This window comes from Maribacter sp. BPC-D8, from assembly GCF_035207705.1.
Classification (GTDB): domain Bacteria; phylum Bacteroidota; class Bacteroidia; order Flavobacteriales; family Flavobacteriaceae; genus Maribacter.
Genome location: NZ_CP128187.1, coordinates 4,260,716 through 4,275,813, shown reverse-complemented (window position 1 = coordinate 4,275,813; position 15,098 = coordinate 4,260,716). Strand labels below are relative to the sequence as shown.

Genomic DNA, 15,098 nt, shown 5'->3' with positions numbered 1-15,098 from the left:
TGTTAGTTTGATTAAAGTTTTTCTTTTATAAAATTGGTCATCTTATTGAAAAGGTGAATTCTTGTGTTTCCACCGTAAATTCCATGATTTTTGTCTGGATAAATTCCCCAATCGAATTGCTTATCTGCCTGTATTAAAGCTTCGATCATTCGCATTGAGTTTTGTACATGTACATTATCATCACCTGTACCATGTATCAACAAATAATCACCTTCTAACATTTGCGGATAATTAAATGGTGAGTTGTCATCATAACCACTTGGGTTTTCTTGCGGAGTTTGCATGTAGCGTTCCGTATAAATGGTGTCGTAAAAAGCCCATGATGTAACCGGCGCAACAGCAATTGCCATTTCAAAAGTATCATTTCCTTTTAAAATACAATTGGTTGACATAAAGCCACCATAGCTCCAACCCCATATACCGGTTCTTTCTTCATCTATATACGGCAACTCACTTAATTTTTTGGCTGCAGCAATTTGGTCTTCTACCTCGTATTTTCCTAATTCTTTTTGAGTAACTTTTTTGAAATCCCTTCCTTTAAATCCGGTTCCACGACCATCTACACAAGCTACAATATACCCTTCAGCTACTAACATTTGGTGCCAGTAATCATTAGCACCCATCCAACTATTGCTCACATTTTGCGAACCAGGACCACTATATTGATACATGAATAAAGGATACTTTTTTGAAGGATCAAAATCTTTTGGCTTGATCATGTACATATTAAGATCATTACCATTAATAGAAATTGTAGAGAACTCTTTCGGACTCACAGCATAACCTTCTAACCTCTTCAATAATTGACTATTGTCTTTTATATCTTTTACCTTCTTACCATTAATGGCTTGATGTAAGGTATATACCTGAGGCATTTCTGCACTTGAGAATGTATTGATGAAATATGTAAAATCTGCACTAAAAGATGCGTTGTTCGTTCCTTTAGTTACTGCTAAACCTTTTTTATCATCACCACCGCTGCTAATATTATAAACGCCACGGTTTATAGAACCATTTTCAGTTGATTGATAGTAAATTTTATCTTCGTTTTGGTCGTAACCGTAGTATTTGGTTACTTCCCAATCGCCTTTTGTAATCTGGTTCATTAAACTACCATCTTCTCCATAAAGGTAAATATGGTTATAGCCATCTTTTTCGCTTGTCCAGATAAAGCTATCGTCTTCTAAAAATGTTAGGTTGTCGGTGATTTCAACATACGCATCATCTTTCTCCTCCAATAAAACCGATACATCTCCTTTTTTTGCATTTACCGTATACATGGTTAAATGATCTTGATGTCTGTTCAAGGTTTGAACACTCAACATATCTTTATGGTTCATCCATTTAATACGCGGAATGTAATATGCATTATTGGTATTTACTGCAGAAATCGATCCACTTGCAACATCTAAAAGATGCAACGTAACTATAGAATTGTTCTCGCCTGCTTTTGGATATTTAAATACATGGGGTTGTTGATATAGTCCTGTTCCATAAACATCCATAGAAAACTCTGGAACATTTGTTTCATCAAAACGTAAAAAAGCTATTTTAGAACCATCGGTATTCCATTCGAAAGCACGAACGAATGCAAACTCCTCTTCATATACCCAATCGGTAACACCATTGATAATCTTATTTGTTACTCCGTCAGCAGTAATCTGCTTGGTTTCACCCGAACCCAAATTAAAAATGTAGATATTATTATTCTTTACATAGGCAACCTGACTACCATTCGGAGATAATAATGGTTCTTGTATTTTGTCAGCACTTACCTTCACTACCTTTTTTGTAGCTATATCGTACACATAAAAAATACCTAATGTAGAGTGTCTAAAAATAGGCTCTACTTCTGTAGATAATAAAATCTTTTTTTCATCTGAACTGAAGTCATAAGATGAAAATGAAGGAATATCTGCTAAATCTGCAGAAGAAACTACTGTACCTACTTTTTCTAATGTTTTGTAATCGTATTTATCAACCGTAGTAATCTGGCTGAACCTATTCGAATTAAGAACCGTATACTGGGTGCCATTCTTCATAGACCTAAGGGCATCCATCCCTTCTGTTCTAAAAGCGCCTTGATATATTTCAGCAACTTCAATCTGTTTTTCCTGTGCCCAAGTAATTGCGGTGAACGAAAGTAAAATCAACGCAAATAAGTGTGTTTTTCGCATAAAAATTTGAATTTTGTTAAATCTCTCAAGTTTACCACTATTTCCTCAAAAAAACACGCTTTAAGGTGAAAAAGAAAGCGCTTTTAACGCTTTGCCCTAAGAAAATAGATTCTTGCCAATATGCTTATCTTTACAACCGTAAAAATGTGTAGTATTTTTCTAAATCTAGACGTTTACACAACATTGAATATTAGTTGAAAGTTATACCTAAATGACCAAGCCAATAAGCGGTTTCTCCAAGCTTACGAAAGAAGAAAAAATAGATTGGGTCACCACTAATTACACCCAAAATGCAACACAATCAAAGAAAATATTGCAAACCTATTGGAATGAAAATTCTAGTATTCAGCAATTGCACGATGAGTTTATTGAAAATACACTTACCAATCTTTATATGCCCTTAGGCATTGCCCCTAATTTTTTAATTAACGAAACGCTTTATGCCATACCCATGGCTATTGAAGAAAGTTCGGTTATTGCAGCTGCTAGTAAAGCAGCAAAATTTTGGCTAAACAAAGGTGGATTTAAGGCTGAGATCATAGGCACTGAAAAAGTAGGTCAGGTACATTTTATTTTTAAAGGCGAAGCGACAAAGCTGAACTCCTTTTTCACCTACTTGAAACCTATTTTACTTGCAGAAAGCACTTCTTTAACCACTAGCATGGAAAAAAGAGGCGGTGGTATTTCTGATATTGTTCTCAAGGATAAAACCAGCGAACTAGAAAATTACTTTCAACTACATGCTACTTTTCAAACGAAAGACGCCATGGGCGCTAATTTCATAAATAGCTGCTTAGAGCAATTTGCAGCTACATTGAAAAAGGAAGCTGCAAATTATACTGACTTCTCAGCCCTAGAAAAAGATGTTGAAGTAGTAATGAGCATACTATCTAACTACGTACCCAATTGTACCGTTCGCGCTGAAGTAAGCTGCCCTGTTGAAGATTTAAAACTAACAGCCGAATTAACGCCTCAACATACCGCAGAAAAAATAATACAGGCGATTAAAATCGCTAAAGTAGAACCATATCGCGCGGTTACACATAATAAAGGAATCATGAACGGCATTGATGCCGTTGTTCTAGCTACAGGAAATGACTTTAGAGCCGTAGAAGCCGGCGTACATGCATATGCTTGTAGAAATGGTCAATACAGCAGCTTAACACATGCCGAAATTGAAAACGGAATTTTTAGATTCTGGATTGAACTACCATTAGCATTAGGTACCGTTGGCGGACTCACAAACCTGCATCCGTTAGTGAAGTTGAATATGGAGATACTTCAACGACCATCTGCCGAAGAACTCATGCAAATTGTAGCGGTAGCGGGACTAGCACAGAACTTTGCCGCAGTAAGTTCTTTGGTTACCACCGGAATTCAAAAAGGACATATGAAAATGCACCTGCTGAATATTTTAAACCAATTAGGTGCAAATGAAAACGAAAAAGCTACGTTGATCGAGTATTTTAAAACCAACCCCGTTACACACCATGGTGTAGAAATTCAACTAAGTAACATAAGAAAGTAAGGTATCTATGAAAGAATTTTATAGTAATGGAAAATTATTGCTCACAGGTGAATATGCCATTCTTGATGGTGCAAAAGGTTTAGCCTTACCTACATCTTTCGGACAATCATTAAAACTTAGAAATAAAAATTCTGAAACCATTCACTGGTTTAGTGTTGACGAGAATGACGACACCTGGTTTTATGCTGAATTTTCTAAGTCAGATTTTAAAACTATTAATACAACTGACGAAACTGTTTCAGATCGATTACAACAGATATTGAATGAAACGCAAAAGTTAAATTCTGAGTTCTTATCACGTATTTCAGTATATAGTGTAATTGAAGCCAAAATTACCTTCCCTAAAAATTGGGGCTTAGGCACTTCTTCTACATTGATTGCAAATATGGCTACCTGGGCAAACGTTAATCCGTATGAATTGCTAGAAGCTACATTTGGCGGCAGTGGTTATGATATTGCATGTGCCACACATAATACCGCAATTACCTACCAAAGAAATGGTTTTGAACCCAAAATAAACAAGGTAGTTTTTAATCCCGATTTTAAGGATGAGTTATTTTTTGTTTACCTAAACCAGAAAAAGAATAGTAGAGACGCCATTAATAGCTACCGTAGTTTAGACATTAATAAAGAAGCTCTTATTACCAAGATTGATGCTATAACTGAAAACATTAAAAAGTGTACTGCCATAGCTGAGTTTGAAGGTTTATTAAACCAACACGAAGCTATTTTATCAGAAACACTTCAAACACTTACTATTAAAGCAACTCTTTTTTCTGATTATTCCAGAACTATTAAAAGCTTGGGAGCTTGGGGTGGCGATTTTGTGCTTGCCACAGGCACTGAAGATGATATGCAATACTTCAAGAAAAAAGGTTACAATACTATTCTCCCCTACTCAAAAATGATACTATAAAAAAAGGGCATCCAAATTGGATGCCCTTTTTTTTATATATAAATCTTAAAGTATCTACTAGTAAAAAGTAGCTCTTTTATCTTCTATTTCAGAACCGTCTTTCAACGCATTGTATACTGCAGTGTTCACACGGCTAGCAGCTCCTGTTTTAAGCGTATTAGCATATACACTATAGTTATCTAATTTAGGAGCTTCTGTCTTCTTCACGATTTCAATTTTGAAAACACCCGTGTTCCCTTGAATCAATCCTGAAGTTGCACCAGCAGCCATTCCGTAAGCAGTACCTACTACAACTGGCTCACTACCAGCGCCAGGTATTGTTGGAGACTTCACTGTTAACGCAGAACCATTTGAAATGCTTACACCATTATCAGATGCAATAGCACTCATATCTTTACCCTTGTTAGCCGCTATTATTTGAGCTGCCTTACGTTCTTTTCTTATAATTGGTAAAACAAGCACAGAAGCATCTTCAGCACTCATTACACCTGCAGCATAACTACCTGTTAACTGAACAACAGCATAACCGTTGTTAATGTTGAATCTCTTTACGTCGCCAACTTTAGTATCGCCATTAAAAGCCCACTGAACAATGTTTCTTTGATTTGTTAAGCCAGGAAGATTTTCATCTAAAGCTTTAATCTTATTTACCGGACGAACTACATATTCATCTTTCTTAGCCAATGTTGAAAATGCACTTTCATCATCTGTAGTTTCCATTTCAAATTTCGTAGCACTTGTAAACAATGTGTTTATTGTTTCTTCTGATGCAACTATTTCTCTTGAGATTGTAGCAACTTGAACTACATCTTCTTTGTCATCTATTTTAATAACGTGAAAACCGAAATCAGTTTCAACCAAACCAATTGACCCTTCATTATTGTTGAATGCAAAGTCATTGAATTTAGGAACCATAACTCCTTTTTGGAAGTATCCTAAATCTCCACCGTTTGGTGCAGATGGTCCGTCAGAGTTGTCTCTTGCCAATTCTGAAAATACTACTCCAGATTTCTTAGCCTCTCTTAATAATTCTTTTGCTTTAGCTTCCGCTTCTTCTTTTGTTCTAGTTACAGCAGGGTTAGCTCTAGTTGCACCTGTGTAAGCCAATAGAATATGACTAGCTTTTACAGAACCATTTGGCTTTCTAGCGATCATTTTAGAAATCTTATACGAATTTCCATCTTTATAAGGACCGTAGATTTGACCAACATTTAAACTCATCAATGTATCAGCAACACTTGAAGGTAAATTCTTCTTAGCTTTAAAGATAGTATCAAACTTAGTGTCTGAATATCTATCTAAAAATGCAGTAACATCTTTTGTATTTCTAAAACCTTTAATAGTATCGTTACGATCTGTTTGAGAATTGTATTCAACAGTATCATCTAAAAGTTTAGTAATCTCTTCTTTAATAGCAGCTTGATCAGCTTCAGATGGTTTTTCTTGAAAATATACATATTGTAAATCTCTAGCAGGATCTTGCTTATATTCCTCTTTATGCTTACTAACGTAATCAGCAATTTCACTTTTAGTAACCGAAATAGTGCTATCGGCAATTGAAGTATAAGGTACTCTTACGTACTTAATGTCCATTTTTTCGTTAGCCAACTTATAATCTAACTCACCTTCTTTCAAAGTAGCACCAACACCAGCTCTTACCATATTAAAATAAGTCTGCTCTTTTGCCAATTCAATAATTTCATCTTCTGTTTGCAGCCAAGCTTCGTATTGAGCAGGGTTGTTTACTTTCCAATCAGCTACAGTTTGTCTAAACATGTTTGCATCGAACTGACCGTTCTGGTCTTGAAACTGAGGATTCTGTGCATAACCGGTAGTTCTAAGAAAATCAACAATTTGATCTTGCTCAATACCAATACCTAAATCTTCAAATTGCTCACCTAAAATTGTCTTTCTAACTTTGTTCTCCCAAACTTGGTTTACAACCTGCATAGATGATGCTGTTGGACCAACTCTATTTGAAGCTACTTCAACTTCTCTTCTGAATTCATCAATAGAAATATCTTCTCCATTAATTTCAGCTACTGATGAGCCTACTTTTTCTCCTCCAAAATTGCTACTGGTAAAAACCCCAGAAATAACAAATGCAAAAAGTGCTAAACCTATTATCAAGATCAACACTGTTGTACGTTTCCTAATATTTTCTAATACTGCCATTCTAATTAACGTTTAAAATAATCGTTTGTGGTTATTGGGAGGCAAAACTACCATTTTTAATTGAAATAATAAAAACTAAAAAGACTCCTAATTTATTGATTGATGCACTGTTATTCCTCTTCCAAAACTTCTATCGAAATCAAATCGATTTTGGTGTTAGAAACTTCTAGTACAGTAAACTTATAAGACGCTATGGTAAGCTCTACTTCTTTATCTGGAATTTCCCCTAGGGTATGTACCAAAAGACCACCTAAGGTCTCATATTCATCTGATACCGGAAGATTTAATTTATGATTTTCATTAATATCATCAACTTCTAATCTTGCAGAGAACAAAAAGTGACGTTCATCAACCACTTCTTCCCTTAAATCTGTTGTATCATGCTCATCTTCTATCTCTCCAAATAGCTCTTCAACAATATCCTCCACTGTCACAAGACCCGATGTGCCACCATATTCATCTAAGACTACCGCTATACTTTTACGTTTTTTAATCAATACGTTTAGTATATCTTGAATTAGCATTGTTTCTGGTACAAACTCTACAGGTAATAAAATGCTTTTGATAGTCTTTGGCTTCTTGAATAACTCATAAGAATGCACATAACCAATTACATTATCTACCGTATCATTAAATACTAATATTTTGGAGTAGCCTGTTTCTGTAAATATTTTCGCCAAATTTTTCGGACTCTCATACATTTCTACAGCTACAATCTCAGTTCTTGGAACCATAACTTCTCGCGCTTTTACAGCCGCAAATTCTAATGCATTCTGAAATATTTGTATTTCGGTATCTACCTCATCTTCTTCCTCTATAGTTTCCATCTGTTCGGTAATATAATCACCCAACTCTAACTTACTAAAGGCAAGCTGCACTTCATCGCCCGATGTTCCAAACACATGTTTCAATATCAAATCAGAAATCCAAATAATAAAATCTGATATGAACGAGAATAATATGTAAAATAAAAATGCTGGTATCGCCAATAACTTCAACAGGTTATTTGCATAAATCTGAAAGAGCACCTTTGGCAAAAACTCTGCTGTTATTAAAATAACGAAGGTAGAAATCAATGTTTGGGTCAACAGACTAAAATCTGTTAGCAACAACTTTAAAAAAGCATTATCTGGCGCAATACCTGCAAACCAGTTCATAAGCACATCGCCCATGAAAAGACCATAAATAACCAGGGCTATATTGTTTCCAATAAGCATGGTTGCAATAAACTTAGATGGTTTTTTGGTTAATCTAGTTAATACCCTAGCCAAAAAGCCCTCTTGTTTTTTCTCTATTTCAATATGGATTTTGTTCGCAGAAATAAAGGCAATTTCCATTCCTGAGAAAAATGCTGAAAAAATCAAGGAAAGTATAATGATAATACCGGCTGTACCCACTATTTGTTTTGATTATCCCGTTTACGTTGTTCGAATTTTTTTCTGTAGTTTCTTCTGAACAAGAACATACCTATAGATACTATGGCAAAAAATATGAAAAAATAAGCCATACTTCTATCTGTATTCCAATCTGTAAAAATTCTAAAAATTGAAAAACCAGCTACTATAACATATAAGTACTCTGTATACCTTAAAATATTAATCATTCTCTTGTTCTTTATCTTCTTTAATCAACATAAGACCATAGGTTTTATGCGCATTTAAAAACTTAAGGTCTTTCTGAATATCCATTCCTTCACCATCCATCACCGTTCCATCATCAGGATTGGTAAATGTAAATTTCTCTTGTGTAAATGCCCATTCATTACCGCGATCATAATACAATTGAGATGTTGCTAATTTCTTACCATCATCACTTTTTATAAGCACATTACCACGCAAATCTACGATAGAAGTCTTAGAGTACAACACTCCAAAATCTGCTTCTATAGTTGTTTTTTCATTCTTCTCATTGAAAATCTCCACTAACAAGCCTTCTGGAAAGGTTTGATAAGGAAAAGACAGCTGCTCAAAATCGTTTCTTATAGGTCCCGATAGTACTGCCATAACTTTAGAAGAACCTTCATCTTCAGACCCTAATTTTTCAGGAGATTCGGTATAGGTAGCCACAAAGTTTTGTGCCACACTTCTGGGGAAAACTTCCTTTACCGCTTCTTCACCAACTCTCTTGTAATCATCTTTACAAGATAAAAAAAGCATTGCCATGGTACATACCACGGCAATGCTTTTAAAATTTTTAATCTGTATCATTTTTTCTATAAAGAAGGTACTTTCACGCTACCACCAACCCAACAGTTGAAAGTAACAGTTTTACCAGCCATACCTGAACTAAAGATCATTTCTTTAGATGGTGCTTTTGCACTATAACTGTTTGCAGCTTGACTTGAAGAACCACTTAATGATGGATCTACTCTACCTGCTTTTCTTGCCATATCTGCAGCTTTCCAATACATTGCTCTTTTTTCGAAAGCAGTAGTACCACAACCGTTTGCACTTGTTGCATATAAGTTAGCAATTAATAAATATGCACGACCGTTAGACGGGTTAGCATCAATCGCTTTCTGTGCGTAGCTACGAGCTGTAGACTTGCTACCTTTTCTCTTATTAATAACCGCTACTTTGTAAGCAATCTTAGATTTTTTCTCATTATTCGTTTCTAAAGACAATGCTTTATCGAAATCTGCAAGAGCACCTTTAGTGTCTCCATTTTTCATCTTCAAAGTACCACCATATACATAAGCATCGGCAGATGGATCTAATCTCAATTGCGCTTCGAATAATTTCTGGAACATTGGATCATCTGTACATTCTTTGTTGAACATAAGACCAACTGCTCTTTTTACCCAAACAACATCGTTCTGCTTCTCTTCAAAACTCTTTTCGTAAAGAGGAATTAAGTTGCTACAATCAGCTAAAGGACCTAATTTAGAATCGATACTTCCTGCGATTTTACCGTAAACTTCAGAATAAGAATTGTAAGACTTTAAACGAGATTTTTCTTTAGAAGTTAATGTACCAGCTTCTTCTTTAGGTAAAAGTTTAGCAATTTTACCAGTAAGGCTTTCATTTTCTAATTCAATTTTCTCTGTAACAGCATCGTACACATCAAATACTTCTTGCAAATCTTTTCTACCAGCCTTATGCTCATCTACCAAACTCGAGAAATAGATATATAATGCTTTAGGGCTTTTAAAGTTTTCTTGATCCTTTGTAAAGGCATCACTTAACATGCTGTACATTTTAGCATCGTCAGCCATTTTATTATCATACATTACTAAAGCCTTGTCAACTTCAGTTTCGCCTGGACTAGTTTTAGATGCAAAATGCTTTAACTTATTGTCATAAAGACCCATAAGATCATTTGCAAACTTCTCTTTATCAGCACCTGTGGCGTTTTTCATCTTATCTTTCAGTATACGTTCACCATATACATAGATAGCATTATTTAATTGAGGACAAGTTTCATAAACCATTTTCCATGGCTCATAAGCCGCGTCGTAATTTTTAACTTTCGCATGCTCAGAAAAGATAGACAAGTTAGTCATACATTCAGGGTTTTGTGCCTGTGCATTACTTACTCCCATCATTCCTAGGAACATTATTGCCGTGAAGTAAAGTTTCGATTTCATATTTCTCTTTTTAAATGGTTAATGTACTAATTTTTTATTAATTGATTTTTCTTTTCTGGAACCAACGATCGTTCAACGAAAGACCTACATTGAATTTAAAATAGCTCTCTTCGATTAGATTCGCTCTAGTTGTTCCTCTTTTGCCAAATTCAAAACCTAAGTTAAGATTAGAGAAACTTCTACCCAGTGGTAAGCCTAATCCAAAAGTTATGCCAAAGTTATTTATATCAACATCATTCACCAACATACCAGTCTTATCTAAACGCATTCCTGCGCGGTAAGTAATTCGTTTTAAGTAACTTGAAAACGAATTATGATCTGGTGTAATAAAAGCACCTAATGCAAATGAACTTGCATCTTCATACGCTATACTATCAGCACCTAAGAAAGAATTTTCAAAAGAACTCATCTCTTGAAAACTATATTCAGCACCTACAAACCATTTATAATCTTCTCCATAACCTAAACCTAATGTAGTAGTCGTAGGTATCTTCAACTCGGTATTACTCAAATTCTGAGCAGCCAAATTTACTTCTACCTCTTCTATTGTACCACCATTAGCAACCGAGAAAGAACCTATTTGTCTATCATTCTTAGAAACTAAATTACCTTGGGTATTTACTCGAATAGAAGAATGTAATCGTTGTCTACCTTTTATTATAGGGGTATAATTTAATGCGTAGTTAAAATCAAACCCATTTATTCGAGAACTTCTTCTATCAAAAGTTCCAAATTGAATATCTTCTACCTGTTGCAATCTTTCACTATCTAAAGTACCGAAGTTAAAATTTACCGTAGCTCCAATACTTAAGTCTTTTACCACTTCATATCCTATAGAATAAAAAGCACGGGTTAAACCGCCTTCTCCATTATATACATTAACTAAACCTGAGCCGCTTGCATTTGTACGTTCTTCAACCAAATTATAGCCAACTGAAGAGTATGGCATAATACCAAACCCCATACCTAGACCATTACCTACACTAAAACCTATTGCCAAATAATCTAAACTAGTAATAGAGCTTTGTTGTTCTTCGGTAAAACTTTTAAGTGTATACTGTTTATTAGAGACCCCAGCAGTATAGGTTACTAGACCTTCTCTATCCATTACCTCTAAACCTAGCTTACCATAAGCTGCAGGGTTTTTTAGGTTTATATGAATACTATCGGCATAGACGCCAATACCACCCATCATTTGATTTTCAACCGTGCTTTCGTTTTTTAAATCGCCAATTCCGAAGAAAGAATAGGGAGAAACGGTGCCATCTTGAGCGTACATACCCACGGTGGTTATGTATACAATTGCAATTACAATTTTTCTGATCATTTAGTGCTTGTTGTATTCCAGCAAATAATTAAGCCCTTTCAGGAGAAATTTGGAATCCGCAAATATGGTATTTTTTAATCGTTTAGACAAAAATAGTGTGTCTCCACCAGTTAAAATAACTGTTAAATTTTCAAATCTAGCTTTGTAGAGATCAATGACACCGTCTATTTCAAGAGTTATACCGTTCACAACACCACTATGAAGACAGTTTTCTGTCGTGTTACCGATATAGTCTAACAGTTCTTTTTTTTCGAGTAAAGGTAACTTTGCCGTTTGCTGATGCATGGCATTATACCGCATTTGAACCCCAGGAGATATCGCACCGCCCAAATATTCATCAAAATCATTCAACATATCATAAGTAACACATGTACCAGCGTCAATTACTAAATTATTCTGATGCGGATTGAAATAATATGCTGCCGTAGCCAAAGCCAAACGATCTACACCTAATGTCTGAGGTGAGGCATATGAGTTCTTAAATGGCACTTTTGATGCATTAGAAAGTTCATGTAGTTCACAAAAAACGGCCACAACCTTCATTTGATCCTTAGAAAGTGATCCAACACTAGAAACTATTGAAGATTTTATTCTCGGAAATTCTCTGAAGATTTTTTTAACTGCCTCAACAAACAAATCGACAACAACAGTCTCTAAATGAATTATTTCTGACTTTTTGAAGATTGCTAACTTAACGTTTGTATTACCTGCATCAATTATTAAATTCATGTTACAAAGATTAAAAATTAAAAAAACATTTTTCTTTTTTCACGATTTAGTTTGTAAATCATAAAATTGAAATTATATTTGCAGCCGCTTATAGCGACATGGTGCCTTAGCTCAGTTGGTAGAGCAATGGACTGAAAATCCATGTGTCCCTGGTTCGATTCCTGGAGGCACCACAATAAATCCTTACTTTACGGTAAGGATTTTTTTGTTTTAATACCCTCCTATTCTAATACAAAAATATATAGGTTAGTTTACAAATCATAGCATAGAGTTGTGCTTTTCGCCTTTATATCGACAAAAAGATTTCAGAATTAAACTGTAGTTAATAACCAATTATAATGATGAGCACATCATCATAACCTAAGTTTCAGCAAACACAATTAGCCAACTTTAACTTAGACGCAACAAAATCTACCTAGCAAATTATATAAAAAACAAAAATAGCAAGTAGCATCACAGACGAAGAAGTCTTAATCTATGAGACAATCCTGCAGAAACTAGTCCCAAACACGCTCTACTTTATGCTCTGTAAAGTCTTCTATAACTAACTCTTCTTCTGAATTATTCACTATGGTAATCGCCCTAAAAAACTCATTAGGAAAGATTTGATTGGTCATTACATATTGACCGCCATTGATAAAAAGTTCTAACGAAGAATGATCTAGAAGCAATACTATTTCAATTGGATCATCTGGTAAATTCGGAATTTTCATTTGCTGAACTCCCGGCGAAAATTTATCGCTAAAATCAACATTGCCCGATTTTCTTCGATCTAGCGTGACCAACTTTTTATCCCTATCAATATTAATGCTTAGGCTATCTCCGTTTTTATTCCTAAAATAAATCTGAGCATTTGGAACGGACAACGTAAATTTCGTCTTGCTTTGGTTGCCGTACTTCAGCGGAATAATTCTTTTTCTAGTAGGCAGAATCTTTATTATACTTTCTGGGTATGCCAAAGCAACATGCTTTTCAAAACCTATTACCGGATAATTAAATAACGATACTTCGTCACCAACCTTACGCAAAGTCAATTCTCTTGGTACTGTCATCGCACTACGCCATTTTTCAGTAGGTGTTTCACTAGCATAATCCCAATTACTCATCCAACCAATAAATACGCGTTCATCATTTGGCGTGTCGTTATAAGTTACACCTGCGTAATTATCTCTACCTAAATCAATCCATTTATGCTCTACTTGGTCTGTTGTAAATGTTGTACCATCAAAATCTCCTATAAAATATTGCGTGCCACTACCGCCATTTGGCGCACCAGGGTTTATGCTAATCAAAAGCACCCATTTTACCTCATCGGTACCTTCTATTTTTAATGGAAACAAATCTGGGCATTCCCATACACCACCATGCGCACCGGTTTCTTTACCGAACTCACTAACTTTTTCCCATTCCTTTAAATTGGGTGAATTCCATATTTGTAAGTAATCACCAGCGACTAAAAGCATGGTCCAAAGCTCAGCTTTATCATTCCAAAATACCTTTGGATCTCTAAAATCTTTAATTCCCGTATTGCCAATTACAGGGTTATTCTCATACTTCGTCCAACTATCTCCATTATCTAAGCTATAGGCAATACCTTGTGTTTGAAAATCATTTTCCCCAGCTTGTTCACCTTCCATATCATGATAGGTGAAAATTGCCACCATGGCGGAATTATCTTTTGTACCAAAGCCCGAAGTATTGTTATGATCTACCACAGCACTACCAGAAAATATGAACCCGTTTTCATCTGGGAATAAAGCAACTGGTTTATGCTTCCAAATCATCATATCTTTACTAACCGCATGCCCCCAATGCATGGGTCCCCAAACCGTACTATCTGGATAATATTGATAAAAAAGGTGATACAAACTATCTTTATAAACCAATCCGTTAGGATCATTCATCCATTTCTCTTCTGGTGTAAAATGATATTGCGGTCTATATTTTTCAATATAATACCCAGTCGGGATCTCTTCTTCTTCAATCAACTCTTGCTTTACTTCTTGTTTACAACTGAAATTGAAAACAACACACAGTAATACAACTACTGCTAAACCTTTATTTTGCAAAGTTTTAACCATAAATTCACTTTTATACCGGTACTTCTTAAATGCTAATTATAGTACCTTTGTAGTAATGAAAATACTAAATTATAAGTTATTACTCTGTGTTATTGCCTTCCTTTCTTTTTCAAAATATAGCTCAGGCCAAGACAAAATTTCAAAGGCACTAAACTCTTGGAACCAAGGAACGATACCATATGCGTATTTTGATAATATACCAGAGACAGATTCTATCGTATTTTTAGATACTAGAGAAAAAGAAGAATTTGAAGTAAGCCACCTTAAGAATGCTATTTGGGTCGGATATAAAAAGTTCGATGAAAAAAAGGTGCTGGCAACTATTACTGATAAATCGCAACCCATAATCGTTTACTGCTCCATAGGTGTAAGATCAGAAGATATTGGTGAGAAGCTAAAAAAAATAGGATATACAAAAATTCTAAACTTGCATGGTGGTATTTTTGAATGGAAAAATAAAGGTGGAACCGTTTTTAACGACAAAGAAGTTGCAACCGATAGTGTTCATGCTTTTAGTAAACACTGGGGTAAGCTTTTACAAGAAGGAATTAAAGTATACTAATTAGGAGTTAGGAGTTA

The 15,098-nt window shown here is 35.0% G+C and carries 12 protein-coding genes and 1 tRNA gene; 4 read left to right on the top strand and 9 right to left on the bottom strand.

All coding sequences use genetic code 11. The features are described from left to right. Positions 1-11 precede the first annotated feature (11 nt). A complete protein-coding gene (locus QSV08_RS18790; protein WP_324025235.1) occupies positions 12-2,177 on the bottom strand; it encodes a S9 family peptidase in 2,166 nt (721 codons plus the stop codon). A 211-nt stretch (positions 2,178-2,388) separates the two neighbouring features. On the opposite strand from QSV08_RS18790, the gene QSV08_RS18785 reads away from it, so the two are divergent. Next, a complete protein-coding gene (locus tag QSV08_RS18785) occupies positions 2,389-3,705 on the top strand; it encodes a hydroxymethylglutaryl-CoA reductase, degradative (RefSeq protein WP_324025234.1) in 1,317 nt (438 codons plus the stop codon). A gap of 7 nt (positions 3,706-3,712) precedes the next feature. Further along, positions 3,713-4,621, top strand: a complete 909-nt coding sequence (locus QSV08_RS18780) for a GYDIA family GHMP kinase (RefSeq protein ID WP_324025233.1) — start codon at positions 3,713-3,715, stop codon at positions 4,619-4,621. A gap of 57 nt (positions 4,622-4,678) precedes the next feature. On the opposite strand, the gene QSV08_RS18775 is transcribed toward QSV08_RS18780, so the two are convergent. The 7 genes from QSV08_RS18775 to QSV08_RS18745 all read right to left on the bottom strand — a co-directional run bounded on the left by QSV08_RS18775 (position 4,679) and on the right by QSV08_RS18745 (position 12,438). Further along, positions 4,679-6,796: a peptidylprolyl isomerase gene (locus QSV08_RS18775; protein ID WP_324025232.1), complete on the bottom strand. Its 2,118-nt coding sequence runs from the start codon at positions 6,794-6,796 to the stop codon at positions 4,679-4,681. Positions 6,797-6,906: 110 nt separating this feature from the next. Further along, entirely contained in the window at positions 6,907-8,133 is a 1,227-nt protein-coding gene (locus QSV08_RS18770; protein ID WP_416382032.1) for a hemolysin family protein, read from the bottom strand. A gap of 59 nt (positions 8,134-8,192) precedes the next feature. Continuing rightward, positions 8,193-8,399: a hypothetical protein gene (locus tag QSV08_RS18765; protein WP_299322438.1), complete on the bottom strand. Its 207-nt coding sequence runs from the start codon at positions 8,397-8,399 to the stop codon at positions 8,193-8,195. Beyond that, positions 8,392-9,003 (bottom strand): LPS export ABC transporter periplasmic protein LptC, encoded by a 612-nt coding sequence (gene lptC / locus QSV08_RS18760; protein ID WP_324025230.1) that lies wholly within the window; start codon positions 9,001-9,003, stop codon positions 8,392-8,394. Before lptC ends, QSV08_RS18765 begins: the two co-directional genes overlap by 8 nt. A gap of 5 nt (positions 9,004-9,008) precedes the next feature. Continuing rightward, a complete protein-coding gene (locus QSV08_RS18755; protein WP_324025229.1) occupies positions 9,009-10,382 on the bottom strand; it encodes a tetratricopeptide repeat protein in 1,374 nt (457 codons plus the stop codon). Positions 10,383-10,419: 37 nt separating this feature from the next. After that, positions 10,420-11,709: a hypothetical protein gene (locus QSV08_RS18750; RefSeq protein WP_324025228.1), complete on the bottom strand. Its 1,290-nt coding sequence runs from the start codon at positions 11,707-11,709 to the stop codon at positions 10,420-10,422. Continuing rightward, entirely contained in the window at positions 11,710-12,438 is a 729-nt protein-coding gene (locus QSV08_RS18745) for a type III pantothenate kinase (RefSeq protein ID WP_324025227.1), read from the bottom strand. Between the two features lie 100 nt (positions 12,439-12,538). Here QSV08_RS18745 and QSV08_RS18740 point away from each other — a divergent pair. Next, positions 12,539-12,611 (top strand) — tRNA-Phe (locus tag QSV08_RS18740). A 324-nt stretch (positions 12,612-12,935) separates the two neighbouring features. On the opposite strand, the gene QSV08_RS18735 is transcribed toward QSV08_RS18740, so the two are convergent. Further along, positions 12,936-14,519 (bottom strand): glycoside hydrolase family 32 protein, encoded by a 1,584-nt coding sequence (locus QSV08_RS18735; RefSeq protein ID WP_324025226.1) that lies wholly within the window; start codon positions 14,517-14,519, stop codon positions 12,936-12,938. Positions 14,520-14,574: 55 nt separating this feature from the next. Between QSV08_RS18735 and QSV08_RS18730 the strand changes: the two genes are divergently transcribed. Next, the gene (locus QSV08_RS18730) at positions 14,575-15,081 is read left to right on the top strand and encodes a rhodanese-like domain-containing protein (RefSeq protein ID WP_324025225.1); all 507 of its coding nucleotides are present in this window, start codon (positions 14,575-14,577) and stop codon (positions 15,079-15,081) included. The last annotated feature ends 17 nt before the right edge of the window (positions 15,082-15,098 follow it).

Coding starts and splice junctions, on each gene's coding strand:
- QSV08_RS18790 (WP_324025235.1), bottom strand. CDS start 2,177: ATGCGAAAAACACACTTATTTGCGTTGATTTTACTTTCGTTCACCGCA.
- QSV08_RS18785 (WP_324025234.1), top strand. CDS start 2,389: ATGACCAAGCCAATAAGCGGTTTCTCCAAGCTTACGAAAGAAGAAAAA.
- QSV08_RS18780 (WP_324025233.1), top strand. CDS start 3,713: ATGAAAGAATTTTATAGTAATGGAAAATTATTGCTCACAGGTGAATAT.
- QSV08_RS18775 (WP_324025232.1), bottom strand. CDS start 6,796: ATGGCAGTATTAGAAAATATTAGGAAACGTACAACAGTGTTGATCTTG.
- QSV08_RS18770 (WP_416382032.1), bottom strand. CDS start 8,133: ATGGAAATTGCCTTTATTTCTGCGAACAAAATCCATATTGAAATAGAG.
- QSV08_RS18765 (WP_299322438.1), bottom strand. CDS start 8,399: ATGATTAATATTTTAAGGTATACAGAGTACTTATATGTTATAGTAGCT.
- lptC (WP_324025230.1), bottom strand. CDS start 9,003: ATGATACAGATTAAAAATTTTAAAAGCATTGCCGTGGTATGTACCATG.
- QSV08_RS18755 (WP_324025229.1), bottom strand. CDS start 10,382: ATGAAATCGAAACTTTACTTCACGGCAATAATGTTCCTAGGAATGATG.
- QSV08_RS18750 (WP_324025228.1), bottom strand. CDS start 11,709: ATGATCAGAAAAATTGTAATTGCAATTGTATACATAACCACCGTGGGT.
- QSV08_RS18745 (WP_324025227.1), bottom strand. CDS start 12,438: ATGAATTTAATAATTGATGCAGGTAATACAAACGTTAAGTTAGCAATC.
- QSV08_RS18735 (WP_324025226.1), bottom strand. CDS start 14,519: ATGGTTAAAACTTTGCAAAATAAAGGTTTAGCAGTAGTTGTATTACTG.
- QSV08_RS18730 (WP_324025225.1), top strand. CDS start 14,575: ATGAAAATACTAAATTATAAGTTATTACTCTGTGTTATTGCCTTCCTT.